At 70.6% G+C, this 25,998-nt stretch carries 19 protein-coding genes; 10 read left to right on the top strand and 9 right to left on the bottom strand.

Annotated features, from left to right (window positions below; genetic code table 11):
• Nucleotides 1–4: 4 nt before the first annotated feature.
• The 3 genes from AB0M02_RS11910 (at nt 5) to AB0M02_RS11900 (ending at nt 4,707) form a co-directional block, all read left to right on the top strand.
• Nucleotides 5–1,399, top strand: coding sequence for a family 43 glycosylhydrolase (locus AB0M02_RS11910; protein WP_364224927.1), 1,395 nt, complete (start codon nt 5–7; stop codon nt 1,397–1,399).
• A gap of 85 nt (nt 1,400–1,484) precedes the next feature.
• Nucleotides 1,485–2,981, top strand: coding sequence for a PAS domain S-box protein (locus AB0M02_RS11905; RefSeq protein WP_364224925.1), 1,497 nt, complete (start codon nt 1,485–1,487; stop codon nt 2,979–2,981).
• Between the two features lie 34 nt (nt 2,982–3,015).
• The gene (locus tag AB0M02_RS11900; RefSeq protein ID WP_364224923.1) at nt 3,016–4,707 is read left to right on the top strand and encodes a bifunctional diguanylate cyclase/phosphodiesterase; all 1,692 of its coding nucleotides are present in this window, start codon (nt 3,016–3,018) and stop codon (nt 4,705–4,707) included.
• Nucleotides 4,708–4,713: 6 nt separating this feature from the next.
• On the opposite strand, the gene AB0M02_RS11895 is transcribed toward AB0M02_RS11900, so the two are convergent.
• A complete protein-coding gene (locus tag AB0M02_RS11895; protein WP_364224921.1) occupies nt 4,714–6,180 on the bottom strand; it encodes an NAD(P)/FAD-dependent oxidoreductase in 1,467 nt (488 codons plus the stop codon).
• Nucleotides 6,177–7,862 carry a GMC family oxidoreductase gene (locus AB0M02_RS11890; protein WP_364224919.1) on the bottom strand — a complete coding sequence of 562 codons (1,686 nt, stop codon included), beginning with the start codon at nt 7,860–7,862 and terminating at the stop codon, nt 6,177–6,179. The genes AB0M02_RS11895 and AB0M02_RS11890 overlap by 4 nt, the downstream gene beginning before the upstream one ends.
• 121 nt (nt 7,863–7,983) lie before the next feature.
• On the opposite strand from AB0M02_RS11890, the gene AB0M02_RS11885 reads away from it, so the two are divergent.
• The gene (locus AB0M02_RS11885; RefSeq protein ID WP_364224917.1) at nt 7,984–8,850 is read left to right on the top strand and encodes an alpha/beta hydrolase; all 867 of its coding nucleotides are present in this window, start codon (nt 7,984–7,986) and stop codon (nt 8,848–8,850) included.
• A 192-nt stretch (nt 8,851–9,042) separates the two neighbouring features.
• Here the strand turns inward: AB0M02_RS11885 and AB0M02_RS11880 are convergent, their stop codons facing one another.
• The gene (locus tag AB0M02_RS11880) at nt 9,043–9,234 is read right to left on the bottom strand and encodes a hypothetical protein (protein WP_364224916.1); all 192 of its coding nucleotides are present in this window, start codon (nt 9,232–9,234) and stop codon (nt 9,043–9,045) included.
• A 151-nt stretch (nt 9,235–9,385) separates the two neighbouring features.
• Here AB0M02_RS11880 and AB0M02_RS11875 point away from each other — a divergent pair, with 151 nt between their 5' ends.
• Nucleotides 9,386–10,141: an NAD-dependent deacylase gene (locus AB0M02_RS11875; protein ID WP_364224914.1), complete on the top strand. Its 756-nt coding sequence runs from the start codon at nt 9,386–9,388 to the stop codon at nt 10,139–10,141.
• A 178-nt stretch (nt 10,142–10,319) separates the two neighbouring features.
• Here the strand turns inward: AB0M02_RS11875 and AB0M02_RS11870 are convergent, their stop codons facing one another.
• From AB0M02_RS11870 to AB0M02_RS11855, 4 genes are read right to left on the bottom strand one after another with little or no spacing between them, the layout of a single operon-like run.
• Complete coding sequence (locus tag AB0M02_RS11870; RefSeq protein WP_364224912.1) at nt 10,320–11,810, bottom strand: long-chain fatty acid--CoA ligase; 1,491 nt, start codon at nt 11,808–11,810, stop codon at nt 10,320–10,322.
• On the bottom strand, nt 11,803–12,261 hold the full coding sequence (locus AB0M02_RS11865) for a MaoC family dehydratase (RefSeq protein ID WP_364224910.1): 459 nt from the start codon (nt 12,259–12,261) through the stop codon (nt 11,803–11,805). Before AB0M02_RS11865 ends, AB0M02_RS11870 begins: the two co-directional genes overlap by 8 nt.
• The gene (locus tag AB0M02_RS11860) at nt 12,258–13,130 is read right to left on the bottom strand and encodes an amidohydrolase family protein (RefSeq protein WP_364224908.1); all 873 of its coding nucleotides are present in this window, start codon (nt 13,128–13,130) and stop codon (nt 12,258–12,260) included. The genes AB0M02_RS11865 and AB0M02_RS11860 overlap by 4 nt, the downstream gene beginning before the upstream one ends.
• The gene (locus AB0M02_RS11855; protein WP_364224906.1) at nt 13,130–14,014 is read right to left on the bottom strand and encodes an SDR family oxidoreductase; all 885 of its coding nucleotides are present in this window, start codon (nt 14,012–14,014) and stop codon (nt 13,130–13,132) included. Before AB0M02_RS11855 ends, AB0M02_RS11860 begins: the two co-directional genes overlap by 1 nt.
• A 78-nt stretch (nt 14,015–14,092) precedes the next feature.
• Here AB0M02_RS11855 and AB0M02_RS11850 point away from each other — a divergent pair, with 78 nt between their 5' ends.
• Both AB0M02_RS11850 and AB0M02_RS11845 read left to right on the top strand, forming a co-directional pair.
• Nucleotides 14,093–14,503: a MarR family transcriptional regulator gene (locus tag AB0M02_RS11850; protein ID WP_364224904.1), complete on the top strand. Its 411-nt coding sequence runs from the start codon at nt 14,093–14,095 to the stop codon at nt 14,501–14,503.
• A 70-nt stretch (nt 14,504–14,573) separates the two neighbouring features.
• Nucleotides 14,574–16,787, top strand: a complete 2,214-nt coding sequence (locus AB0M02_RS11845) for a bifunctional diguanylate cyclase/phosphodiesterase (RefSeq protein WP_364224902.1) — start codon at nt 14,574–14,576, stop codon at nt 16,785–16,787.
• A gap of 232 nt (nt 16,788–17,019) precedes the next feature.
• Here AB0M02_RS11845 and AB0M02_RS11840 read toward each other — a convergent pair whose 3' ends face one another.
• On the bottom strand, nt 17,020–17,904 hold the full coding sequence (locus AB0M02_RS11840; RefSeq protein WP_364224900.1) for an aldo/keto reductase: 885 nt from the start codon (nt 17,902–17,904) through the stop codon (nt 17,020–17,022).
• Nucleotides 17,905–18,047: 143 nt separating this feature from the next.
• On the opposite strand from AB0M02_RS11840, the gene AB0M02_RS11835 reads away from it, so the two are divergent.
• A complete protein-coding gene (locus AB0M02_RS11835; protein WP_364224898.1) occupies nt 18,048–19,619 on the top strand; it encodes an MFS transporter in 1,572 nt (523 codons plus the stop codon).
• Between the two features lie 23 nt (nt 19,620–19,642).
• Nucleotides 19,643–20,257, top strand: coding sequence for a TetR/AcrR family transcriptional regulator (locus AB0M02_RS11830; protein WP_364224896.1), 615 nt, complete (start codon nt 19,643–19,645; stop codon nt 20,255–20,257).
• On the opposite strand, the gene AB0M02_RS11825 is transcribed toward AB0M02_RS11830, so the two are convergent.
• Nucleotides 20,148–20,807 (bottom strand): DedA family protein, encoded by a 660-nt coding sequence (locus AB0M02_RS11825; RefSeq protein ID WP_364226047.1) that lies wholly within the window; start codon nt 20,805–20,807, stop codon nt 20,148–20,150. The two genes, AB0M02_RS11830 and AB0M02_RS11825, sit on opposite strands and share 110 nt — an antisense overlap.
• A gap of 114 nt (nt 20,808–20,921) precedes the next feature.
• Between AB0M02_RS11825 and AB0M02_RS11820 the strand changes: the two genes are divergently transcribed.
• On the top strand, nt 20,922–25,769 hold the full coding sequence (locus AB0M02_RS11820) for a DUF4011 domain-containing protein (RefSeq protein ID WP_364224894.1): 4,848 nt from the start codon (nt 20,922–20,924) through the stop codon (nt 25,767–25,769).
• Nucleotides 25,770–25,998 lie beyond the last annotated feature (229 nt).

Genomic DNA, 25,998 nt, shown 5'->3' with positions numbered 1-25,998 from the left:
GCTCATGAGACGTCGAACCCTTCTGCGGAGCTCCCTCGGGGTGACCGCGGCCGGAACACTCGGCATCCTGGCGGCCAGTGGCGCCGAGGGTGCGCCGACCCTGCCCGACGACGCCGAGATCTACGGCGTGCCGACCGTGGATCCGCTGATCGTCCAGCGCGCCGACCCGTTCATCACCAAGCCGGTCGGCGGCACGTACTACTTCACCGGCTCGGTGCCGGAGTACGACCGCCTGGTCGTCCGCGGCGCGAGCACCATCGCCGGGCTGGCCGACGCCGAGGAGACCGTGATCTGGCGCCGCCCCACGAGCGGCACCATGGGCGGGCACATCTGGGCACCGGAGCTGCACCGCATCGGCGGCAGGTGGTACATCTACTTCGCCGCCGGTGACGCCGGCAACGTGTTCCGGATCCGCAGGTACGTGATGGAGTCCGCGCTCGACGACCCGCGCGACCCGGCCGGCTGGACGCTCAAGGGCCAGCTGCTCACCGAGTGGGACGGCTTCACGCTGGACGCCACCACGTTCGCCCACCGCGGCCGGCAGTACCTGGCGTGGGCGCAGAGCGAGCCGGAGATCGCGGTCAACACCAGCCTCTACATCGCCGAGCTGGCTAACCCGTGGACGCTGGGGAGCAAGCCCACCCGGATCACCACACCCACCAAGAGCTGGGAGATCCAGGGCTTCAGGGTCAACGAGGGCCCGGCGGTGCTGATCCGCAACGGGAAGGTCTTCATGACCTTCTCGGCTAGCGCCACCGACGCCCGCTACTGCATGGGCCTGCTCACCGCGGACGCCCACGACGACCTGCTCAAGCGGGAGAGCTGGGTGAAGACCCCGGATCCGATCTTCGTCACCAACGAGGCGACGAACCGGTGGGGTCCCGGGCACAACTCGTTCACGGTGGCCGAGGACGGCAAGACCGACGTGCTGGTCTACCACGCCCGCGACTACCGCGACATCACCGGCGACCCGCTGTACGACCCGAACCGGCACACCCGCGTGCAGAAGCTGTACTGGCACGAGGACGGCACACCGCTGTTCGGCATCCCGGTCGGCACCGGCGGCCCCATCGTCCGCCTCTCCCCCTCGTCGCACTATTTCGTGCGCCACACCGGTGACGCGTTCGCGGTGGAGCGGGAGCCGAGGGCGCTGGAGCAGACCCAGTTCCGCTTCATCAAGGCCGCCGACGGCACGGAGACGGTCCAGTCGGTGGACCAGCCCACGAAGTTCCTCACGGTCAACGGCTCGGCCGTCTCCCTGAGCACCACCGGCACCCCGGTGACGCGAGTCGCCACGCGCGACGGGGTGACCATCCGGGTCGCACCGGGCAGGTTCCTGCGGCACACGGCCGGCGGCCTCACGGTCTCCGACCGGGCCTCGGTGTTCCGGCTCAGCTGACCCACCCGGTCACGGCGGGGCGCGCTCACGCCCCGCCGTGACCCCCATTCCTCAGGTGGGCCGCCGCGCCGACGATAGAGCGGGGGTGTTCACCGCCCCCGCCCCTCAGATGAGCTCCTCGTTGCCGCCGGCGGCCCCGGTACGGGACCGCGCGGTGGACGTCACCTCGCTGGCCTTCCTGCACGTCGACCGGGCCGGGCTGATCCAGGACTGGAACCCGGCCGCGGAACGTCTCTTCGGCTGGAGCCGTGCCGAGGTGATCGGGCGCCCGGTCGCCGACACGATCATCCCGCAGTACCTGCGCTCGGCGCACAACGCCGGGTTCGCGCGGCGCCTGGTGACCGGTGAGGGCGACGGGACGGGCCACCGCGTGGAGGTGCCCGCCGCACACCGCGACGGCCGCGAGCTGCGCATCTCCATGATGATCGACGCGGTCGGCGACCAGGGGTTCACGGCGTTCGTCTCGGACCAGACCGACTTCCACCTGGCGCAGCAGGAACTGCAGCGCAGCAACACGCTGATCAGCGCGATCCTGCAGCACACCACCGCGATGATCTCCGCCAAGGACCTGAACGGCAGCTTCCTGTTCGTCAACGGCGAGTACGAGCGGGTCTTCCAGGTCACCGCCGCGGACGTGGTCGGGCGCAACGAGGCCGAGATACTGGCCGCCTCGGTGGCCGCGGTCGGCCGGGCCCACGACGTCGAGGTCACCGGGACCGGAACGGCCAAGACCGTCCTCGAGGAGATCCCGTTCGGCGACGACATCCGCCAGTACGTGGTGACCCGGGTGCCGCTCACCGACCCGGACGGCACGGTGTACGGCGTCTGCACGATCGCCATCGACGACACCGCCCGCCGCCGCAACGAGGCCACGATCGCCGAGGGCGAGCAGCGCTTCTGGACGACGGTCAACAACGCGCCCGGCATGCTCTACCAGTACCGCATGGAGCCGAACGGCGAGACGACGTTCCCGTTCGTCTCCGACGGCTGCCGGGAGATCTTCCAGCTCGAACCGGAGCAGATCGTCGCCGACGCCGCGGTCGTGCTGGACACCATCGCACCGGAGGACCAGGAGAGCTTCGTGGCCAGCGTCGTGCGGTCCGCGCAGACGATGGAACCGTGGGACTGGCGCGGCAGCACGATCCGGGCCGACGGCAGCCGCCGCTGGCTCTACGGCGTCTCCCGGCCGCACCTGGACGCGTGGGGCGCGATCGTCTGGGACGGCATGCTGCTGGACCGCACCCGGGAACGCGACACCGAACTGGACCTGGCCTCGGTCCGCGACGACCTGGAGAACCTGGTGGACCGGCTGGCGGTCGCCTCGTTCGACGCGGTACCCGGGCCGGACGGCCCGATCGCACCGGCCGGCGGGACGGACCCGGTCGCGGCGCTGGAGGCGCTGGTCGTGCCGTCCGAGCACGCCGGGCTGGCCGAGCTGTGGCAGGCGGCGGTGCGGGGCGAGCGGGTGGACGCCGCGCGTACCGGGCCGGACGGGCCGGTGCACATCCGGATGCGCTGCCGCCGCGAGAACGGCCGTACGGTGATCGGGGTGGCCGGCTTCGCACTGGGACGGGCGCGGTGAGGGCGCGCGTCAGCTTCGCATTGGGGCGTGCCCGGTGACGGCGCCCGGGAACAGCCCGCGCCTGCCCCGCAAGCTGGGCGAGATCACCATCCCGATGACGCCGCTGCCGGCGAGCACCCCGGTCAGCGAGATCGAGGCATTCCTCGCGGAGGACGGCCTCGCCCCGGGCGTGATCATCGAGTGCGGTGCCGGGCACCGCGTGATCAGCCGGTCGACGATCGAGCGTGGCATGCACCGCGGGCACGGGCCGACGGCCGGTGACCTGCCCGGCGCGGACGCCCTGGAACTGCTGGCGGGCACGGAGATCGACGTGGCGGCCGAGACGGCCCTGGCGCGGCCGGGCGCGGACCGGGAGGAGCCGGTACTGGTCAACTGGCCGGACGGCCGGTACGGCATCGCGCCGATGATCGAGTTGCTGGCCGCGATGGCGGGGCGGTTCGCGCGGTTGTCGCGTACCGACCCGCTCACCGGGCTGCCCAACCGCGCCATGGTGCAGGCCGAGGGCCAGCGCCGCCTGGACGCCGGTGACCTCGTCGCCGTGATCCACCTGGGCCTGGACCGTTTCCAGGACGCCAACGACGTACTCGGCCACCACGGCGCCGACACCCTGCTGCACCTGGTAGCCGCCGCGCTCGGCGAGGCTCGCGGCGCGGGCAACCTGGCGGCGCGGCTCGACGGCGACCAGTTCGTGGTGCTCGTCTCGGACCTGGGGCCGGGCCAGTCACCGCTGCACGTGGGCCGCCGGCTCGCGGCGGGGCTACGCGGCCCGCACCGCGTGAACGGGCTGCCGATCAGCGTCGAGGCCAGCGTCGGCATCAGCCAGGCCAACCACCACGACGTCACCGTCCTGATGCGCCGGGCGGCGTCCGCGATGCGCCGCGCCAAGCACGAGCGGACCGGCGTCGTGGAGTGGGCGCCGGGTCTGGACACCAACCAGCGGGTGGACCTGCGCCAGCTCACCGAGCTGCGGGCCGGCCTGCGCTCGGGTCACCTGCGGCTGCACTATCAACCTCTGCACGACGCGCACACCCGGTTGGTGCACGGGGTGGAGGCACTGGTGCGGTGGCAGCATCCGCAACGCGGCCTCCTGCCGCCGGGGATCTTCCTGCCGGACGCGGAGCGCTCGGACGTCATCGTCGAGCTCACCGACTGGGTCATCGCTGAGGCGGTGCATCAGGCCATGACATGGCACACCAAGGGGTACGACGTGCCGGTCTCGATCAACCTGCCGGCGGCGTACCTGGCTCAGGACCGCGCCGTGACCACCATCCTGACCCTGCTGGAGCTGGAACGCCTGCCCGCGTCCCTGCTCACCGTCGAGATCACCGAGACGGCGGTGCTGACACAGCCCGACCAGGTCGCCGCCCAGCTGGCCGATCTGCGCGCGGCCGGCATCCGGGTGGCCATCGACGACTTCGGCACGGGCTACACGTCCCTGGGCCTGCTCCCCCGCCTGCCCATCGACGAACTGAAGATCGACCGCTCCTTCGTCATCCGCGTCCACGACTCCCCGGTCCACGCGACCATCATCGACTCGGTGATCGCCATCGCCCGCTCACTGGGCCTCACCGTCGTAGCCGAGGGCGTCGAGGACGAACCGACGGCCCGCGATCTGGCCGAGGCCGGCGTGGACCTGCTCCAGGGCTTCCACCTGAACCGCCCCCAGCCCCCGGCCGCCTTACCGGAACTCATTCGCCCTTCGCCACGGCTCTCCCGGGCCGCCTGAAACCATTCAGCATTCCCGGTGATCGAGCGCTGACAAAGTTGCGCCTGAGGTGAAGTCGGTGGGGTCCAGTCGTGCTGTGCGGCGGCGGTATTCGGTGGCTTTGCCTGGCCAGTTGGTGACGATGCGGCCGGTGGCTGTGCGGTACCAGCTCTGGCAGCCTGTCCAGACCGTGTGGGCCAGGCGCTTCTGGATTTCGGTGTCGTAAGTGGTGGCGCGGTCTTCGCGTACCTCCAAGGGGGTGTTGCCTTTGGCGATCAGACGCACGGCTTGGGCTATGTAGCGAGCCTGGGACTCGTGAAAGTAGATCACCGAGGTGTTGCCCGTGTTGGTGTTGGGGCCGTAGATCAGGAACATGTTCGGGAAGCCTGGGACCGTCACTCCCAGGTAGGCGTGGGCGCCCTCGCTCCAGGCTTCGCTCAGTGGGGTGCCGTTGCGGCCGGTGACTCTGATCGGGACCAGGAACTCTGTGGCGGCGAAACCTGTGCCGTAGACCAGCACGTCGCACGGGTGGTCCTGGCCGTCTGCGGTGCGGACGCCGGTGGGGGTGATCTCGACGATCTTCTCGGTGATCAGGTCTACGTCGGGGCGAGTGAGCGCGGGGAGCCAGGCGTTGGTGAAGAGGACACGTTTGCAGCCGAGGGGCTCGTCGGGGGTGACCTTGGCACGCAGGAGGGGGTCGCGGACCTGGATGTGGCGCTGGGCTTTGGAGTACGTGCGGACCACCCGGGTGGCGACGGGATTGCCTGCCACAGCGGCGCCCTGGACAAGGGTCAGGGCCCAGGTCGCGCCCCGGGACAATCGCATCAGTGCGGGCATGCGGCGGTAGGCGGCTCGGCGGAACCTGCCGTAACGGCGATCGGGTTTCGGGACCGTCCAGGGGGCGGTGCGCTGGAAGACGGCTATATGTGCGGCTTTGTCGGCTATTTCGGGGACTAGCTGGATGACGCTGGCGCCGGTGCCTATGACGCCTATTCGCCGGTTCTCGATCGGCACCGACGGGTTCCACTGGGCCGTGTGCATTTTCGGTCCCTGGAACGTGTCGGCTCCCGGGAGGGAGGGGATGCTCGGGCGGGAGAGCTGGCCTACGGCGGGGATCAGGACGTCGGCGTGCAGTTCGTCGCCGCCGGTGGTGGTGATCGTCCAGGCGGTGCCGTCCCAGGAGGCGTCTGCCACCTCGGTGCCGAAGCGGATCAGGTCGAGAACGCCCAGGTCGCGGGCGCAACGGTCCAGGTAGGCCAGGATTTCCTGGTGGGGCGGGTACCGGCGCGACCAGTCGGGGTTCAGAGCGAAGGAGTACGAGTAGAGCGGCGCCGGCACGTCACACGCGCAACCCGGATAGATGTTGTCTCTCCAGACGCCGCCGATACGGTCCGCCTTCTCCAGGAGAACTATGTCCCGGAAGCCCTGTCTGAGCAGCTCCGCCGCGGCTGCGACGCCACCGAAGCCGGCGCCGATGATCGCGATGCGGGTCACGGCTGGTCCTCGATTCGCACGGCCTGCCGGGTCAGGCGCAGTGCGGCCGGAGCGGTTGCCGGGACCACCGGCCGATGCGGTGGAACGGCGGCGACGGCTCGATATCCCTCGCCGACTGCCGGGCGCGGGTCCGTTTCTCCGGCGTTCGGCCACAGTGCGATGGCGCGTTCCGCCAGCGCGGTGATGGTCAGCGACGGATTCACGCCGAGATTGGCGGCGACGACGGAACCGTCGATCACATGCAGGCCGGGATGGCCGTACAACCGTTGATAGGGGTCGACCACGCCGCCGTCGGAATCGGCGCCGATCGCGCAGCCGCCGATGAAGTGGCCGGTGATCGGGCGGCCCGCCAATTCGGTGTAGGAACCCAGTGGGACGCCGTCGATCTTCTCGGCCGTGCGGCGCGCCACGTCGTGTGCGGCGGGATTCCACAGGGGGTTCGGTTCGCCGATTCCGGGGCGGCTCGTCAGGCGCCCGCGTTTGCGGAAAACGGTGATCGAGTTGTCGAGGGGCTGCATCGCGAGCAGCACGATCGTCTGCCGGGACCAGTCCCGTGGCGAGAGGTAGAGGCGCAGGTCGCGGCCCGCGTGCACCAGCGTTCGAGCCGCCGCTGACCAGCGGGAACGGCCGTTCGTCTCGCCCACCAGCACGGTGCCGAGCAGGCTGAGCAGGTTGCTGCCCGGCCCGTACCGGACCGGCTCGACGTGCGTCACCGGATCGGGGTAGATCGATGAGGTGACCGCAACGCCGTGGCTGAAATCGCGGTCGCGGCGCCGTGTTCGGGCACCCAGAATCGACTCGGAATTGGTGCGGCTCAGCTCGCCGAGACGCGGTGAGACGCGGGGCAGGGAACCCCGGTCGCGCAAACGGTGCAGCAGGCGCTGAGTGCCTAGCGCGCCCGCGGAAAAGATGACCTGGCCGGCGGTGAAACGGCGCCTGCGGAAACCGCCGGTGCGCCGGGTGTCCACCGCATAACCGCCGTTCGGCACCGGGGTCACATCGCGTACCGTCGTCAGCGGATGGACCACCGCGCCGGCCCGTTCGGCGAGATAGAGGTAATTTTTCAGCGTCGTGTTCTTCGCATTCGACCGGCATCCGGTCATGCAGGAACCGCACAGCGTGCAATTTCGCCGCGCGGGGCCAACCCCGCCGAAAAAGGGGTCCGGGACTTCGGCGCCGGGTTCGTTCCCGAACAAAACCCCCACAGGTGTACGCCGAAACGACTCCGTCACCCCCAAGTCCTCAGCGACCGAGCGCAACGCCTCGTCGGCAGCGGTCTCCACGGGATTGACGGTGACCCCGAGCATCCGGGTCGCCTGGTCGTAGTAGGGCGCCAGCTCGGACTTCCAGTCGGTGATCGCGGACCACTGCGGGTCGGCGAAGAACGCGTCAGGTGGCTCGTACAGGGTGTTGGCGTATCCCAGGGAGCCGCCGCCCACCCCGGCACCGGACAGCACCAGGACGTCCTTGAGCAGGGTCAGCCGGAGGATGCCGTAACAGCCCAGTGCGGGTGCGTACACGTAGTCGCGCAGGCGCCAGGAGGTCTTCGCGAACTGGTCGTCGGCGAACCGGCGACCGGCCTCCAACACGCCGACCCGATAGCCCTTTTCGGTCAGGCGCAACGCTGACACGCTCCCGCCGAAGCCGGAGCCGATGACGAGAACGTCGTAGTCGTACGACATCGCCGTACCATCACACCGCTATTGGCAACATGTCAACAACGGGTTTCCGGTCTTGGCTCGGATCGCGGATTCGCCCGTACGATCGGCTGTCATCGGCCGTTGAGAATGGCAGGGTGGTGCGATGACGGAGCTGTCCTACGCCCGGCGCGGGTACGGTCCCCCGCTCGTGCTGATCCACGGCCTCGGCAGCCACTGGCGGGTCTGGTCACCGATCCTCGACACGGTCAGCCGCCACCGCGACGTCATAGCCCTGGACCTGCCCGGATTCGGCGACTCCCCGGACTGGCCGGACCCCGGCACCGCCCCGCCGCCCCGGCACAGCGCTCCGGCCTATCCCGGCGCCGGACCGGAGCCCGCCGGCCCCGCACCCGAGGGCTCGGTGGCACACCTCGCCGACCAGGTCGCCGCGTTCCTCGACGAGCTCGATGTCCGCAACCCGGAGGTGGCCGGCAGCTCGCTCGGTGGCGGCATCGCGCTCGAACTGGGCCGTCGCGGGCTGGCTCGGGGCGTCACCGCGTTCTCCCCGGTCGGCTTCTGGCGCACCGCGGGCCGCCGCTGGTGCCAGGCCGTCGTCGGCGCCGCCCGCGCCGGCGCTGTCACGCTGTCACCGGCCCTGCCGCAGATCATGAACACCCGGGCGGGGCGGGCCGCGTTCTGCTCGCTCTTCTACGCCCACCCGGTCCACCTGCCGGCCGGTGACTGCCTGGCCGCCGCCCGCGCCCTGGCCGGCGCCCGTGGATTCACGACCGCGAGCAATGCGTTCGGGCGGCTGGCACCGTGGAACTACACGAACACCGGCGCACTCAGCCGCATCCCGGTGACAATCGCCTGGGGTACGCGGGACGCCGTGCTGCCTTACCGCACCCAGGCCCGCCGAGCCCGAACCGTCCTGCCCACCGCCCGGCACATCCCACTGCGCGGCTGCGGCCACCTCCCCTTCGCCGACAACCCCACCCGCTGCGCCGAACTCCTGCTCCTCAACACCTGACCAGTCCCCACGCCCCACGGTTCAACACGTCAACCCGTCTCAACACGTCAACCCGTGTCAACCATGACAAGACTTGACCACCCATCAACGCGTCAACACGTGGTCAAACCACGACAAGACTTGACCGCCCGCCGACACGTCAACACACGTCAAGGCGCGGCGGGCGTCGACACGTCAACATGGTTGATTGCGTCAACGTGAGAGCCAGGTGACCAGCATGATCAGGAGGAAGATCAGGCCGGCCGCGAGGGTCACGCCGGCGACAAGTGTGCTGAGGGTCGACTCCGACCACGCGGGGCGCTCGACGGGCGTGGCGAGATTGCCGACCGCGGAGAGCATCCGCGCGCCGGCTTCACGGAGCCGTTCCTTCCAGGGTCGCGTCACCTGCCGTCCACTCCGGACATACAACGACTCCTCCACGCACCGCCTCACTCGTCCGGTCAACGACCCATGGGCGCAACAGTGATGCGGTTCCGGCCACGGCGCTGCCACACTCGTGCGTGCCGGGTACGGATCTACAGCGGAGGGGAATCGCATGGAGCACCTCGCGCAGGCCGCGAAACTGCTGGCCCAGGCGCAGCGCGTGGTCGTGTTCACCGGCGCCGGCATCTCGGCGGAGAGCGGCGTGCCCACGTTCCGCGACGCCCTCACCGGTTTGTGGGAACGTTTCGACGCCCAGTCGCTGGCCACACCGCAGGCGTTCCAGGACGATCCCGACCTGGTCTGGGGGTGGTACGAGTGGCGCCGTCACCGGGTCACCAGCGTCCGGCCGAACCCCGGCCACGAAGCTGTCGCCGCCGTCGAGCGGCACGCCCCGCACACCGCCGTCATCACGCAGAACGTCGATGACCTGCATGAGCGTGCGGGTTCGGCTCAGCCCGTACATTTGCATGGGAGCCTTTTTGCTCCTCGCTGTTCCCTCTGCGGTTTCCCGGCGCCCCTGCCCGCCTCCGAGGGTGAGCCCGACGACGGCCGCCGCCTGCCCCCTCCGGCCTGCACGCGATGCTCCGGCCCGGTCCGCCCCGGCGTGGTCTGGTTCGGCGAGGCCCTGCCCGAGTCCGCCCTGGAGGACGCCGTCCGGGCCGCGGCGGGCTGCGATGTGCTGCTGACCGTCGGCACGTCGGGCCTGGTCTATCCGGCCGCCGAGATCCCACGGCTGGCGGCCCGCTCCGGAGCCGCCGTCATCCAGGTGAACCCGCAGCCGACACCACTGGACCCGATCGCCCGGGTCAACCTGCACGGCGCCGCCGCGACCGTCCTGCCCGCCGTGGTCGCCGCCGCCTGGCCCTGAGAAAGCCGTCAAAAACTGAGAAAGCCACCATGCGCTGAGAAAAACTGAGAAAAGCGAGACAGCGAGAAAAGCCGCCAGACGACGACCCCAGCGCTGAAGCCCCAGACGACGGCCCCAGCGCTGAAGCCCCAGACGACGGGCCCGGCGCCGAGGACGCCGCCGGGCGACGGGCCGGCCCTTAAAACGAGGGCCGCTCCGGCAAGGGCCGCCCCCTCAACGGCCCTTTCCGCACCTTGCCCGACCCGGTGCGCGGCAACTCCGGCACCACGTCCACATAAACCGGGATCTTGTAGCGAGCCAACCGCCCCGTCAGGAACCCGACGACCTCGGCCGGTGTGATCTCGCGCTCACCGGCCGGCACGACGAACGCCCGGCCGACCTCGCCCCACTTCTCGTCCGGCACGCCCACCACCGCCGCCTCCGCGATGTCCGGATGCTCGAACATCGCCGCCTCGACCTCGGCCGGATACACGTTCTCCCCGCCGGAGATGTACATGTCCTTGGTCCGGTCGACGATCCGGAAGTGGCCGGTCTCGTCCACCACCGCCAGGTCGCCGGAGCGGAACCACGACCCGTCCGCGAAGGCCGCGGCGGTGGCCTCCGGGTCGTTCCAGTAGCCGGGCGAGACGTTGGGCCCCCGGATCAGGATCTCGCCCACCTCACCCGGCGCCGTGTCGCTCAGGTCCGGGCCGACACACCGCACGTCGGTGAAGAAGACCGGCAACCCGGCCGACCCCACATGCGACCGGCTCTCCCGGGCCTCCAGGAACGTCGCGCCCGGAGCGGTCTCCGTCATCCCGTAGCCCTGGCAGAACGCCAACCCTCTGTCCTGATAAATCCGGATCAGTCCCTCGGGGACCGGCGCGCCGCCCGTCATCAGGCACCGCACCGACGACAGATCAGCGCCCGCCCACCGCGACGACTGCGCCAACCCCGCGAACATCGCCGACACACCGAACATCCAGGTGACCCGATACTTGGCGATCATGTCGAAGCACGCGTCCACGTCCCACCCCGGCATGATCACCGAGGTGGCGCCCTTGAGGATCGTCGGCAGCAGGCACTGGTTCAGCGCCGCCACATGAAACAGCGGCGCGCTGACGAGCGTCACCTCATCCGACGCCACATCCACGCAGACCAGCAGGTTGTAGGCGTTCCAGACGAGATTTCCATGGGTGAGCATCGCCCCTTTCGGATGCCCGGTCGTCCCCGAGGTGTAGAGGACGCACGCCACGTCGTCCAGTTCCACCGGCTCGTCGAACGGCGCCGGTGACCCGGACGAGAGCAGATCCTCATAGGAGTCGAGCGGCACGACGAGCCGGGTGGACGTGGCGGGCACCGGCAGAGCGTGGATCAGCGCCACCGCCCCGGAGTGCCGGAGCTGATACTCGATCTCCGGCGCCGTGAGCCGGAAGTTGAGCGGCACGAACACCGCGCCCAGCGCGTACGTGGCGAACATCGTCTCCACGAACGCGGGGTGATTGGTGCCCAGATAGGCGACCCGGTCACCACGCTTGACCCCGGCGTCGCGGAGCGCGGACGCGAGCCGGCAGATCCGTTCGTAGAGGGTGCCGTACGAGACCCGGCGCCCCTCGAAGATCAGAGCCGTGCGGCCGGGCGACATCGCCGCCCGGCGCGCCGGCCACGAACCGAGACCGTTGTCACGCATAGTGCCGGTAGACCGGCCGTGCCACACACGCCGGTTTCGACGACCCGTCCACCTCGATCGTGAAGTCGAACGTGCTCTGCACGCCGTTGCCGGCCACGTCCTCGACGCTGACCACCTTCGCGTTCAGGCGGATCTTCGCGCCGACGCGAACCGGGCTCGGGAACCGTACCTTCTCCAGGCCGTAATTGACGCCCATCTTGATCCCCTCAACCTTGAGCAGCGACGAGAAGAGGGGGATGACCAGCGACAACGTCAGGTATCCGTGCGCGATCGGCCCACCGAACGGCCCGGCCTTGGCCCGCTCGACGTCGACGTGGATCCACTGGTGGTCACCGGTGGCGTCGGCGAACGTGTTCACCCGCTCCTGAGTGATCTCCAGCCACTCGGACGAGCCCAGGTCCTGGCCCACGAGCGACTTGAGTCCGTCGAGGCCGTTCACGACTGTGGTCATTGCGGTTCTCCAAAAAGTAGACGGGCGGCGTTGCGTACCAGAATCTTGGGCCGGACCGGCTCCTTGATCTCCAGAGCGGCGAAGTCGGCGAGCCACCGGTCGGGTGTGAGCACCGGATAGTCCGACCCGAAGAGCACCTTGTCCTGCAGCAGACTGTTCGCATAGCGGATCAGCTGCGGCGGGAAATACTTCGGCGACCAACCAGACAAATCTATGTGTACGTGTTCCTTGTGCGTGGCGACCGCGAGCGCCTCGTCCTGCCACGGGAACGACGGGTGCGCCAGGATGATCCGCAGATCCGGGAAGTCCACGGCCACGTCGTCGACGAGCATCGGGTTCGAGTACCTGAGGCGGATTCCGCCGCCACCGCGCACGCCGGCTCCGATCCCGGTCTGCCCGGTGTGGAAGAGGGCGACGGCGCCGAGCTCCTCGATGGCCGCATAGAGGGGGTACGCGATCCGGTCGTCCGGCGCGAAGCCCTGCAGGCTCGGGTGGAACTTGAACCCCCGGATGCCGAACTCGGACACGAGCCGCCGCGCCTCCCGGACTCCGGCGCGCCCCTTGTGCGGGTCGATGCTCGCGAACGGGATCAGCGTGTCCGGGTAGGCCTGGCAGTCCTCGGCGATCTCGAAGTTGGAGATCCTCGGATGTCCGGTGGCGTGCTCGGCGTCGACCGTGAAGACGACGGCAGCCATCGACCGCGAGCGATAATATGCCGCTATTTCGGAAATAGTGGGTTGGCGGCGGCCGTGAGCCTTGAAGTAGCCAGCGGACGCGTCCATCAGCGACGGATCCAGCGACGGATGCCCGTCCCGGCTCACCTCAGCATGCGTATGCACATCAATAGCGACAAGTCCGGAAATATCCATCAAGAAGCTCCGGGCGCCGGGATGCCGAACGACTCCGGAGTGATCGACGACCACGCCACCGCGACCGCCTCAGCAGTCCACCCACCGTCAGCAAGCAGAACATCTTTCTCCGCCGGGTGCGACCACAGGACCAGCCGGTCCCCGCCGATCCCGATGGCCTGCCCGGTGACCCCCGACGACGCGTCCGACGCCAGAAAGGTGATCACTCCGGTGACGTCCGAGACGGTCCCGAACCCCTCATCCCGCCGCAACCACGCCGGATACGGCTGCCCGGTCCGCTCCGCCTCCTCGATCACCGGGGCGAACGCCGGGATGGTCTTCGTCATCTCGGTGGCCGCCACCGGCACCACCGCGTTGACCGTGATCCCGGCCCGCCCGAGTTCCATCGCCCAGGTCCGGGCCATGGCCGCGATCCCGGCCTTCGCCGCCGCGTAGTTGGTCTGCCCGAAGTTCCCCCGCTGCCCCGCCGGCGACGAGATCAGAATCAGCCGCCCGCCGTCACCCTGCTCGCGCATCCGGATCGCCGCCGCCCGCGCACACGTGAACGTCCCCCGCAGATGCACGTCGACGACCGCGTCGAAGTCCTCGTCCGACATCTTCCACAGCACCCGGTCCCGCAGGATCCCCGCGTTGGTGACCAGCACGTCCAGGCGCCCGAAGTTCTCCACCGCCGCCGCCACGAGACGATCGGCCGTCTCCGCGCTGCCGACCGCCGCCGCCACACCCACCGAACCGGGCACCGCGCCGACCGCCGCGTCCACCACCGGCTGATCCACGTCGTTGATCACCACCGAGGCGCCGGCCGCCGCGAGCGCACCGGCATAGGCGAGCCCGAGCCCCCGCCCGCTCCCCGTCACGATGGCGACCTTGCCGCTCAGATCCATAGACGTCAACCTCTCATGGATGTCTGAACACAGGTTTCCTGACGATCAGGATTCCTGTCAATGGGGTAGCCTTCCGTCATGCCATCGCTGCTCTACCTGGTCAAACAGCTCGAACTCGCGGTCCGCGCGCGCCTCGACGAGCTGGTCCGCGCGGCGGGCGTCACCGCACTGCAGTACACCGCCCTGACCGTTCTCGAACGTCACGACGGCCTCTCCGCCGCCCAGCTGGCTCGGGACTCCTTCGTGACCGCCCAGTCGATGGCCGACATGGTCCAGACCCTTGAGAAGCGTGGCCTGATCCGCCGCGAACGCAACACCGGCAACCGCCGCGAGCTGCTCATTCGCCTCACCGACGAGGGCCGCGACCTGCTCGCCTCGGTCGCGGCTCCGGTGCGGGACCTGGAGACCCGCATGGTCAGCAAGCTGACCCCCGACGAGGCAGCCGAGTTCCGCCGGTTCCTGGTGGGTGCATGGCAATCTCTGACCTAAGACCGATTTTGTGTACGCGTGACAGCACCCAACTCCTTGGGCCGCGGTCCCGGCCGCCGATAACTCCTGCATGACCGACCGCCCCTCCGGGCTGATGCGCCACCTCTGGTGGGTTTATCTGGTAGTCGCCTCCGTGGCCGCGGTGGCGTACGTGATCGCGCCGCTGACCCCGGCCACCCGCTGGGTGTACGTACTGGTCAACTGCACCGCGCCGCTCGCGTGCTGGTACGGCCTGGTCCGCAACGCACCGCAGAAGCGCGCCGGCTGGCAGGTCATCGTGGCCGGTCTCGCCCTCTCCGGCATCGGTGACGTGATCTTCGCGAGCTACACCGCGCGGGGACTGGAGCCGCCGTTCCCGTCCGTCGCCGACGCGCTCTACCTGCTCGGCCACCTCAGCATCGCGGCCGGCACCGCCATGCTCGCCGTACGCGCCGGGCGTACCGCGTTCATCGACTCGGCGGTGATCCTCGCGCCGCTGGCCAGCATCGCCTGGATCCTGGTGGTCCAGCCGACCGTGACCGTCGGCGGCAGCCCGCTCGCCCAGTTCGTGGCCGTGTCCGCTCCGGCCGGCACGCTGTTCGTGGTCTTCTGCGCGCTGGCCCTCGCGCTCGGCGTGGAACTGCGTACGCCCGGCGTCCGCGCCCTGCTGATCGGCCTGATCGCCTGGTTCGTCTCCGACGCGCTCTACACGCACCAGGGCCTGAGCGGCACGTACGTCGAGGGCGGCGCGATCGACCTCGGCTGGATGGCGATGCCCGTCCTGATCGCCACGGCCGGCCTGCACCCGTCGATGGTGGCCACCACGCCCCGCCGCTCGATGCTGGTGATGCTCACCGTGCAGCGGGCGCTGACGCTCTTCGCCGCGTCCCTGATCCTGCCCACCCTGCACCTGTTCTGGAATCCGGAGTTCGACCTGGCCCTGATCGTCGGCTCCTCGGTCTCCATGGCCCTGGTCGCCGTACGCCTGATCGCCCCGATCCACGAACTGGCCCAGCGCGCCGGCCACGACGCCCTCACCGGCCTGGTCAACCGCAGTCTGCTGATGGACCGCCTCGCCCTCGCGCTCAGCTCCCTGCCCGCCGACGGCCGTACGCGAGTGGGCCTGCTCTTCTGCGACCTGGACCACTTCAAGACCGTCAACGACAGCCTCGGCCACGACGCCGGCGACCAGCTGCTGGTGGCGATCGCCGAGCGGCTGCGAACGTCGGTCCGCCCCGGCGACGTGGTGTGCCGGCTCGGCGGTGACGAGTTCGTCGTACTCATGCCAGCGGTGACCGACGACGAGGCCGAGACGGTCGCCGATCGGATGGCGCAGAACCTGGGCCGCCCGCTGCACCTCGCCGACGGCAGCGAGTTCTTCGCGTCGCTCTCGGTCGGGCTGCGCACCACCGGCGACGAGGCCGCCGACCCGGACGAGCTGCTCCAGGACGCCGACACCGCGATGTACCAGGCCAAGGCGACCGGCCGCGGCCGGATGGTCCGGTTCGACCTGGAGAGCCGCGCCGAGGCCGCCCGGCGCCTGCGCCGCGACGCCGACTTCCGCCGCGCGCTCGGCCACCCCGGCGAGCTGTTCTGCGTCTACCAGCCGGTCTTCCGGGTCGACGACGGCAGCCTCAGCTCGGTCGAGGCGCTCGCCCGCTGGCAGCACCCCGCCGACGGCGTCCTGCCGCCGGCCGCGTTCGTCCCGGTCGCCGAGGCCACCGGCACCGTCGCCCAGCTGTTCGCGGTGGTCCTGGAGCAGTCCCTGCACGAGCAGCGCACCTGGTACAACCGCACCGGCCGGTGGATCCCGGTCGCCGTCAACCTGTCACCGCGCCAGCTCGACAGCACGACCGCCGAGACCGTCCTCGCGATCCTCGGGCGCGCGGGCACCCCGGCGACGGCGCTCACCCTGGAGCTCACCGAGACCGGCCAGGCGACGCCGGAGACCGTCGAGGCCGCCCTGGGGCCGCTGCGCCGCGCCGGTGTCCAGCTCGCCGTCGACGACTTCGGCACCGGCTACTCCTCGATGGCCCGCGTGGCCGACCACGGCTGGGACATCGTCAAGATCGATCACACGTTCGTCAACGGCATCGCGGCCGATCCCGCCCGCCGCGCCCTCGCCAACGCCATGATCGGCATGGCGCACGCACTCGGCATGGAGTCGGTCGCCGAGGGCGTCGACAACGAGGCGGACCTGGCGGCCCTGCGCGAGCTCGGCTGCGAGTTCGCCCAGGGCTACCTGCTGGCCCACCCCGTCGACGCCACCGGCATCCTCGAACTCCTGCCGGTCGCCGTCCCATGACCCCCCGCGTGTGAAGTTCGGCCCTCCTCCACACCTCAACTCCACACACAAACGCACCCCAACCCAACGTGTGGAATTCGGCCCACCTCCGCACCCCAACTCCACACAACACGCGCCCCAACCCAACGTGTGGAATTCGGCCCACCCCCGCACCCCAACTCCACACACAACAAACGCCCCAACCCGACGTGTGGAGTTCGGCCCACCTGCGAACCCGAAATCCACACGCTGGTCAGGTTAGGCGGGTCAGGAGGTCGGGGGTCAGTTTTATGTCGAGGGCGGGCAGGGCGTCCGCGACCGACGTGAGCACCGCGAGGCGGCCGTCCGCGTCGGCACCGGCGTACGGTCCCATCGCCCAGTGCCCGGACCGCTTGCCCGGGTCGTCGTAGATCCCCTTGAGGATCGGCGAGTACGCGACCAGCGTCAGGTCCCGGTGCGTGGCGAGATAGTCGAGCTGCTCGTCGCCCACGATCGACGTGCTGTCCGTGCCGCCGCGCGCGTGCAGGTAGCTGTGCTGCTGCTGGAGCGCGACCGGCGCCGGCCAGCCGTTGCGCTCGCAGATCTGCCGGATCCGTTCGAGGCGCCACGTCCGCACGTTGGACCAGCCCAGATAGCGCACCTTGCCCGCCTGAACCAGCCCGGCCAGCGCCTCCAGTGTCTCCTCCAGCGGCGTCGACCGGTCGTCGACGTGCACGTAGTAGAGATCCACGTGATCCGTGCCGAGCCGGCGGAGGCTGCCGTCGAGGGCGTGCCGCAGGGTGTCCGCACCGGCACCGGCGAAGGTGCGCCGGGCGAGGTCCCAGTTCGCGGTCCCGTCAGCGGCCCAGAGATCCGGCGAGTGGTGCGGCAGCGCGCTGCCCTTGGTGGCCAGGAAGACCTGGTCCCGGCGGTTGCGCAGCCAACGGCCGAGCAGTTCCTCGCTCTCGCCGCCGCGGCTGCCCGGCCGCGACCACCACTCGTAGCAGTCCGCCGTGTCGAGGAAGCTGCCACCGGCCTCGAGGTAGCGGTCCAGGATCCGCACCGACTCCGCCTCGTCGGTGGCGCTGCCCATCTGCATGGCGCCGAGCGCGAGCGCGCTGACCCGTACTCCGGTGTTTCCGAGTTCCGTCGTGTCCATGTTTTCGACGCTATGAGCTGGAGCGCGCTCCAGGTCAAGTGACGACTGACACAATACGATACGAGACCGTTCCGTTTTCTCGGGAGCGGGCCTAGTGTCTCTCAAGGATACGGAACGGTTCCGTATCAAAAATGGGGGCCCACATGGAAAGCACGCAGAGCACCGGGCATCCCCGGCGCTGGGCGATTCTCGGAGTCCTGGTCGTCAGCCTTCTCGTCGTGGTGCTCGACAACACCGTTCTCAACGTCGCGATGAGCACTATCGCGAACCCGGAGCACGGACTCGGCGCCACGCAGAGCGAGCTCGAGTGGGCGATCAACTCGTACACCCTGGTCTTTGCCGGTCTGCTCTTCACCGCCGGCATCCTGGCCGACCGTCTCGGCCGCCGGAACACGCTGATCACCGGCCTGGTGATCTTCGGAGCGGCGTCGCTGTTCTCCGCCTACGCCTCCTCGCCGGAGCAGCTGATCGCGGCCCGTGCCGTAATGGGCCTCGGCGCCGCGGCCGTCATGCCGGCCACGCTCTCCATCATCGCCAACGTCTTCGACCCGAGTGAGCGCGCCCGCGCGATCGGCGTCTGGGCCGGCGCCGTGGGTCTCGCCGTCGCGGTCGGCCCGGTGCTCGGCGGCGTGCTGCTGGAGAACTTCTGGTGGGGCTCGGTCTTCCTGATCAACGTCCCGATCGTGGTGGCCGGCGTCGTGCTGGTCCTGGTGCTGGTGCCGGAGTCGAAGGACCCGAAGCCGAACCGCGTCGACGTGCCCGGCGTACTGCTCTCGATCGTCGGTCTCACCCTGCTCACCTACGGCGTGATCAAGGGTGGCGAGGACGGCTTCGGCGAGACCGCGGCGTGGAGCACGATCACCGTGGGCCTGCTGGTCCTGGTCGGCTTCGTGATCTTCCAGAGCCGCATCGAGTTCCCGTCGCTGGACGTGCGCCTCTTCAAGATCCGCCAGTTCTCCGCGTCGATCGGCATCCTCGGCCTGATCTTCTTCGCGGCGATGGGCTCGATGTTCTTCGGCGCGTTCTACCTGCAGCTGGTCCGCGGCTACGGCCCGCTGGCATCCGGCGCGCTCTTCGTCCCGTTCGCCGTCGGCCAGATGGTCTTCGCACCGCTCAGCGCCTCCATGGTCAAGCGGTTCGGCCCGAAGGCGGTCAGCACGGCCGGCCTGCTGCTGGTCTCGGCCGGCCTCTCCACGTGGCTGCTGATCGGCGCCGAGACCCCGATCTGGGTGGTCGGTGTGGCGTTCTTCGTGATGGGCGTCGGCATGGCCAACGTGATGCCGCCCGCCACCGAGGCGATCATGTCCGCACTCCCCCGCGAGAAGGCGGGCGTCGGCTCGGCGGTCAGCAACACGATCCGTCAGCTGGGCGGTGCCCTCGGCGTCGCGGTTCTCGGTGCGGTCGTGTCCTCGGCGTACCGCGGGCACCTCGGCGACGCCGCCGCGGGTCTGCCACCGGCGGCCGAGGAGGCCGCTCGCGAGTCGGTGGCCGGCGCCTACGCGGTGGCCGCACAGGCCGGCCCGGCCGGTGCCGAGCTGCTGAACCAGGCGAACAGCGCCTTCATCACCGGCATGCACTACGCGGCGGTCGGCACGGTGGCGTTCGCTCTGCTCGGCACTCTGGTCGCGGCGATCTGGCTGCCGGGAAAGAACCGGACGGCCGCGCCGGCGGTGGCGAGGTTTGAAGATCAAGACCTCGCGTTGGCCGACGCGTAAACCTGTCGGTAACAATGAACGACATGACCACGGCCGACGCATCGACCGAGACCGGCCAGGAGCGCAAAGCTCCTGGCCGGCCCCGCAACGCCCAGGCCGACGAGGCCATCCTCGAGGCGGTGCTGGCCCTGCTCAGCGAGGGCCAGAGCGCCGCCGCCATCTCGGTGGAGGCTGTGGCCGCCAAGGCCGGCGTTGGCAAGGCGACGATCTACCGGCGCTGGCCGAGCAAGGAGGCCCTGCTGGCCGGGGCGATCGGCGCGATGAAGGGCCCGGTGCCGGAGCTGGCCGGCCGGTCGGTACGCGAGGATCTGATCACCCTGCTGGCCGCCAACCGCAGCCCGCGCGCGCAGAAGTACGGCCGGGTCACCGCCTGCCTGCTCCCGGAGCTCACCCGCGACGAGGAGCTCGGCCGGATGTATCGGGCGGTCATCGAGCCCCGCCGCGACGTGATGCGGCAGGTGCTGCGGCGCGGCATCGAGTCCGGTGAGCTGCGCGCCGACCTCGACGTCGAGCTGACCCTGCTGATGCTCAACGGCCCCTCGATGATGCGCTCGGTCCTACCGTGGAGTCCGGGCGTTCCGCTCGAGGGCTTCGCCGAGAAACTGGTCGACGCGGTGCTGCGGGGCGCGGCCGCCTGAGGGCGTGCTGCACCCCCATCGCCGCGCCGGTCAGCACGATCGCGCCGCCCCAGCCGAGCGCGAAACCGATCAGCGGATCCTCGCTGACCGCGCCGCCCAGGTAACCGAGCAGCGTGGCCTGGGCGGCCCAGAGCACCGCCCCGATCACGGTGAACAGCGCGAACCGGCGGCGCGGATACCCGACGGCGCCGGTGGTGAACGCGGTCGCCGAGCGCACGCCCGGCACGTAACGTCCGAAGACGATCAGCAACGCGCCGTGCCGCCGGACGATGTCCAGGACCCAGAGGCCGCGGCGCAGGCGTGCGGTCACGGCGGGCCCGCTGCGGTGGCCGATGAGATACCCGAGTTGATCGCCGAGGAACACTCCGGCGGCAGCCACGACGATCACCCAGGCCGGAGCGGGACGGCCGGTTCCGGCGGCCACGACGCCCACCGCCACCACGATGGTCTCGGCCGGGATGAACGGGAGGATCACGTCCAGCAGGGCAACCGTGAACACGATCACCAGCACCCACCGGCCGGCCGCCAGTGAATCGACGTAGTGCGGCATCACCACGGGAAGAGATTCTCAGCCGTGAACGGCGAGGACGTGACATCCGTGGATACTCCGGGCGTCGCGAGCGATTCGCCAGCGAAAAGACGGCCTCTTTGGTGCAATCGGGACATGAGAGACCGTTCAGGTAAATCACCCGTCGCGCTGGTACCCGCCCGCTCCGAGGTACGCGCCGCGCTGCACGCCTGGCGGGACAGCCTCATCGACCTCGGCGACACGAATCGCCTGATCAGCTTCCCGACCGACCACCCCGACCTCGTCGAGATCGTCGGGCCCGACCCGGAGGCCGTGGTCGGCGCGCTGCACCAGGGCACCGAGTGCGCCCTCGTCGGCACCGGCGCCGACCCCGAGCGGCACAGCGGCGCCGACCAGGTGCTGCGTACCGAGCTGCCGGACACCACGCTGGACGCCACCCTGCGGCGGATGCTGCGCAAGGCCCGCCAGGAGTACCTGGACCGGGGCGTCTCGGTGCTGCACCTGGTGCTCGGGCTGCTGCGCTGGCGCGACGAGGACGACAACCCGTACGCCAGCCCGGTCCTCCTGCTGCCGGTGGACCTCGTGACGAGCGGCCCCGGCGACCCGCCCCGGCTGCGCCTGCGCGACGACGAGGCGGTGCTCAACCCCGCACTCTCGCTCCGGCTGCGCCGCCTGGGCCTGGACCCGCCCACGGCCGACTCCGACCTGGACGTGACCAAGGTGTGGGCCGGGATGCAGAGCGCGGTGGCCCGGCGGCGCGGCTGGCACGTCGAGCGCACCACGTTCCTGTCCAACCTGACCTTCCACAAGGAGGCGATCTACCGGGACCTGCTGGTCAACGAGGACCGCATCCTCGGGCACCCGGTGATCCAGGCGCTCGCGACCACCGGCACCGGCCGGCAGACCGACGCGTTCCGGTTCCACCCGATCCCGCCCGAGGAGATCGACCGGGTGGCCGCGCCCGAGCACGTACCCCTGGTTCTGGACGCCGACGCGTCGCAGCGGGCCTGCATCGCCGCCGCGGTGGCCGGTCACAGCTTCGTCATGGACGGCCCGCCCGGCACCGGCAAGTCGCAGACCATCGCCAACATGATCGGCTGCCTGCTGCACGCCGGGAAGCGGGTGCTGTTCGTCTCGGAGAAGGCAGCCGCCCTCGACGTCGTGCATCACCGGCTGGTCGAAGCGGGCCTCGATCGCTACGTCCTGGAACTGCACGGGCACAAGGCGGGGCGCAAGGAGGTCGCGACGGCATTGGCCGCGGCCTTGGACGACGGTCCGGCTCCGCGCGGGGGCGCGGCAGGAGCAGACCGCAGAGGTACGCGAGAACGACGCGAACAATTGACCGTCTACGCGGAGGCGATGAACGAGATCCGCCAGCCCCTCGGCCGTACGCTGCACGACGTCCTCGGCCTCTGCGCCCAGCTCGCCGGCGCACCGGCCGCGCCCGTGCCGGTGATCCCGCCGGCCACCATGACGACGGAGTCCGTCCGCCGCGTCCGGGAGGCCGCCGACCGGCTCGCGGCCGCCTGGCGTACCGCGGCCGAACCCGACGTCCCCTGGCGCGACGTGGTGAAACGTGAGCCGCTCGACCCGGTCCTGTCCCGCGCCGAACGTGCGCTGGCCGGCCTCACCCGGGCCGTCCGCGGCGACCGCGCGCCGGCCGCCGCGTTCGGGCTGGGCAGCCCGGACGACGCCGCGACCCTGGCCCGGCTCGCCGCACACGCCGGCCACCGCCCCGACCACGTCCGCGACGACTGGCTGACGGCGCCCACGCTGGAACCGGTCCGCAAGGCAGCGCAGAAGCTGGGCCGGGAGCTGACCGCCGTACGCGCCGCTCGGGAGTCGGCCACCCGCCGCGCCGGTGCGTCCTGGTCAGCGCTTCCGGTACCGGCGGACCTGCCCGGCGTACCCGATCTGACCGGCCTCCTGCCGGAACCGGTCGATCTCGGCCCGCTCACCGCGGCCGAGGCGGACCGCCAGGCGAAAGCCTGCACCGAGGCCGCCGACGAGCTGGAGCGGCACCGGGCCGCGGTGGACAAGGTCACCACGAAGCTCGGCCTGCCCAAGGCGGTGACCGTCGCCGACATCGGACGGGTGGCCGAACTGGCAGAACTCGGCACGAGCAAGCACAAGCCGGAGCCGTTCTGGTTCGGGCCGGGCGCCGCGGCGACCGTCTCCACCGGCTCGCAGGCGCTGCGCCGCGCGCTGGAGAACCTGGTCGGTGCCGAGGTGCGCGCCCGGCCGTTCTTCTCCGAGGCGATACTCACCCAGCCGGTCGAGGAACTCGCCGACCGCTTCACCCGGGTGCACCGCGGCCTGCGCAAACTGCTCGGTGCCTACCGGCGGGACCGGCGGATCGTCGCGGCGTTCGTGCTTCCCACGGCCGCGGTGCGCGACGCGCTGCCGCGTCTGGAGACCGCGGTGGCCTGGCAGCGTGCGCGGCAGGACCTCAATGCGGCAGAGCAGACGTACGGGCCCGCGCTCGGCCGCTACTGGCAGGGACCGGGCACCGACTTCACGTCGGTCGACGAGGCGCTGCACGTCGTCGAGAAGGGACTGCGGTCGGCGCCTCCGGCGGCGGTGCAGGCGGTTGCCGCGTACGTCTGCTCGTCCACACCCGACCCGGAGACGGTTCGCCTGGCCACCGCCGCACGGGACGCTGTCCTCGGCGGGAAGCCCGGCCCGTACACGGCGGACCGGGCTGACCTGGTCTCGGGGCCGATCGACGCGGCGGTCGCCTGGCTGCGGGCGCACGCCACGGCACTCGCGGCGGTGGCTGCGGTGGTGCACGCGTACGACGTGGCCACCGGGCGGAGCCTCGACTTCGCGGAGGTGAGTCTGCTCGGGCGGCTGCGCCAGGAGGTCGCGGACGCGGAGGAGGCGCTGAGCGCGCACGCGACGGAGTTCACCGGGGTGTTCGGGGACGGGTACCGGGGGGCGGACACCGAGGAGGCGGCGCTGACGTCCGCGCTGGAGTGGGCGGCGGGGGCTCGTACGCTGCTCGTTGGCGCGGATGCGCCCCTCACCAAGCCGCAGGCCGCCGCGTTGCGCGACCTCCGTCCCGTGGCCGGGCTGGCCAAACTCGCCGACCAGTGGTCGTCGGCCCGGCAGGCCGTGCTGCAGGCGTTCGCACCCGCACGCCGCGCCGAACTCGCCAAGGAGCTCGGCGACCCCGACCAGGCCCGCGCCTTCCTGCAGCGGATCCGCTCCGACGCCGGAGGTCAGGAGGAGTGGTTCGCGGCTCAGGACGCCCGCGCCGTGCTCAGCGGTTACGGCCTGGACGGCGTCGTCGAGTTCTGCGCCGACCGCAAGCTCACCGCCGAGCAGGTCCGCCCGGCCGTCGAGCGGGCCCTCTACCGCGCCTGGGCCGACGCCGTCATCCAGTCCGACCAGCGGCTGCGCCCCTGGCGGGCGGCCGACCGGGACCGGCTCGTGTCCGAGTTCCGCGGCCTCGACAGCAGACTGGCCGGAACCGCGGCCGGCGACATCGCCGAGGCCGTCGCCAAGCGGCGCCCCGCCGACGACGGCCGGGCCGCCGACCTGCTGCGCCGCGAGGCCATGAAGGCGAGCCGGCACCTGCCGGTCCGCGAGCTGATCGGTCGCGCCCGCGACCTGGTGCTCGGCCTGCGGCCCTGCTTTCTGATGTCGCCGCTGACGGTGAGCCAGTCGCTGCCGCCGGACATCCGCTTCGACGTGGTCATCTTCGACGAGGCGTCCCAGGTCACCCCGGCCGACGCGATCAACTGCATCTACCGCGGCACGGCGCTGATCACCGCCGGCGACGACCGCCAGCTGCCGCCCACGTCGTTCTTCGACCGGGCGATCGGCGGCGTCGAGGAACCCGAGCACGAGCTGCCGGTCCTCGACTTCGAGTCGGTGCTGGAGCTCGCCAAGGGCTGCGGGGCGTTCGCCAGCCTCGGCCTGAACTGGCACTACCGCAGCCGGCACGAGGCGCTCATCGCGTTCTCCAACCACTCCTTCTACCAGGGGCGGCTGAGCGTGTTCCCGAGCGCGAACGCGGGCGGCCCGGACACCGGCGTGGCGCTGATCCCGGCGGGTGGCGTCTACCGTCGCAGCAGCTCCCGCGACAACCCGGTCGAGGCGGAACGGGTGGCCGAGCGCATCGTCCACCACTTCACCTCCCGCCCCGGCCTCTCCCTGGGCGTCGTGACGTTCTCGATGGTCCAGGCCGAGGCGATCGAGCGAGCCGTCGAACGCGTCGCCGCCGGCCGTCCGGAGCTCGAACGGATCCTCGACGACGACCGCCTCCACGGCTTCTTCGTGAAGAGCCTGGAGGCCGTACAGGGCGACGAACGCGACGTCATGATCTTCTCCATCGGCTACGGCTTCGACGAGACCGGCAAGATCAGCTCCAACTTCGGCGCCCTGAACCGCCCCAACGGCTGGCGCCGCCTCAACGTGGCGATCACCCGCGCCCGCTACCGCGTCGAGATCGTCACCTCGATCACCGCCCGCGACGTCCCCGAGACCGACAACGAGGGCGTACGACTCCTGGCCTCCTACCTCGACTACGCCGAACGCGGCCCGGCGGCCCTGGAGACGTCCCTCCCGGAGCGCGCGGCCGGCGAACCGGAGGGCCCGTTCCAAGAATCTGTGCTGGCGACGGTCCGTTCCTGGGGCTATCCCGCCTACCCCGCCCTGGGCTGGGCGAGCGGCCGCGTCGACCTGGGCGTCCGCCTCCCGAACGACCCCTCCGCCGGCTACGCCCTCGGCATCCGCTGCGACGGCGCGGCCTACGGCGAGTGCGCGGCGGCCCGGGACCGCGACCGCCTGAGCGAACAGGTCCTCCTGGGCCTGGGCTGGAACCTCCACCGCATCTGGGCCATCGCCTGGTACCGGGACCGCGAGGGCGAGGAGTCCCGCCTCCGAGCCGCCCTGGAACGCGCCTCAGGCCACCTCTCCCCGCTACCAGAACGCCACGCCGGCGTAGTCCCCATCACCGACGCCTCCCGAGCCGTCTAACCCCACCCCTTGCGTGTGGAGTTGAGGTGCGCAGGAGCGCCGAACTCCACACGCAACGCGCGCAACCTCACGTGTGGAGTTGAGGTGCGCAGGAGGGCCGAACTCCACACACAACGCGCGCAACCTCACGTGTCGAGTTGAGGTGCGCAGGAGCGCCGAACTCCACACGCAACGCGCGCAACCTCACGTGTGGAGTTGAGGTGCGCAGGAGGGCCGAACTCCACACACA

The organism is Actinoplanes sp. NPDC051861 (assembly GCF_040681145.1).
Classification (GTDB): domain Bacteria; phylum Actinomycetota; class Actinomycetes; order Mycobacteriales; family Micromonosporaceae; genus Actinoplanes.
The sequence above is the reverse complement of the archived record's forward strand: the minus strand, read 5'-3'. Positions and strand labels throughout refer to the sequence as shown.

Excerpts from the sequence above, each read along its gene's own strand:
- AB0M02_RS11910 (WP_364224927.1), top strand. The coding sequence starts at position 5 with ATGAGACGTCGAACCCTTCTGCGGAGCTCCCTCGGGGTGACCGCGGCC.
- AB0M02_RS11890 (WP_364224919.1), bottom strand. The coding sequence starts at position 7,862 with ATGTCGTACGACTACGACGTTCTCGTCATCGGCTCCGGCTTCGGCGGG.
- AB0M02_RS11885 (WP_364224917.1), top strand. The coding sequence starts at position 7,984 with ATGACGGAGCTGTCCTACGCCCGGCGCGGGTACGGTCCCCCGCTCGTG.
- AB0M02_RS11875 (WP_364224914.1), top strand. The coding sequence starts at position 9,386 with ATGGAGCACCTCGCGCAGGCCGCGAAACTGCTGGCCCAGGCGCAGCGC.
- AB0M02_RS11870 (WP_364224912.1), bottom strand. The coding sequence starts at position 11,810 with ATGCGTGACAACGGTCTCGGTTCGTGGCCGGCGCGCCGGGCGGCGATG.
- AB0M02_RS11865 (WP_364224910.1), bottom strand. The coding sequence starts at position 12,261 with ATGACCACAGTCGTGAACGGCCTCGACGGACTCAAGTCGCTCGTGGGC.
- AB0M02_RS11860 (WP_364224908.1), bottom strand. The coding sequence starts at position 13,130 with ATGGATATTTCCGGACTTGTCGCTATTGATGTGCATACGCATGCTGAG.
- AB0M02_RS11855 (WP_364224906.1), bottom strand. The coding sequence starts at position 14,014 with ATGGATCTGAGCGGCAAGGTCGCCATCGTGACGGGGAGCGGGCGGGGG.
- AB0M02_RS11850 (WP_364224904.1), top strand. The coding sequence starts at position 14,093 with ATGCCATCGCTGCTCTACCTGGTCAAACAGCTCGAACTCGCGGTCCGC.
- AB0M02_RS11845 (WP_364224902.1), top strand. The coding sequence starts at position 14,574 with ATGACCGACCGCCCCTCCGGGCTGATGCGCCACCTCTGGTGGGTTTAT.
- AB0M02_RS11840 (WP_364224900.1), bottom strand. The coding sequence starts at position 17,904 with ATGGACACGACGGAACTCGGAAACACCGGAGTACGGGTCAGCGCGCTC.
- AB0M02_RS11835 (WP_364224898.1), top strand. The coding sequence starts at position 18,048 with ATGGAAAGCACGCAGAGCACCGGGCATCCCCGGCGCTGGGCGATTCTC.
- AB0M02_RS11830 (WP_364224896.1), top strand. The coding sequence starts at position 19,643 with ATGACCACGGCCGACGCATCGACCGAGACCGGCCAGGAGCGCAAAGCT.
- AB0M02_RS11825 (WP_364226047.1), bottom strand. The coding sequence starts at position 20,807 with ATGCCGCACTACGTCGATTCACTGGCGGCCGGCCGGTGGGTGCTGGTG.
- AB0M02_RS11820 (WP_364224894.1), top strand. The coding sequence starts at position 20,922 with ATGAGAGACCGTTCAGGTAAATCACCCGTCGCGCTGGTACCCGCCCGC.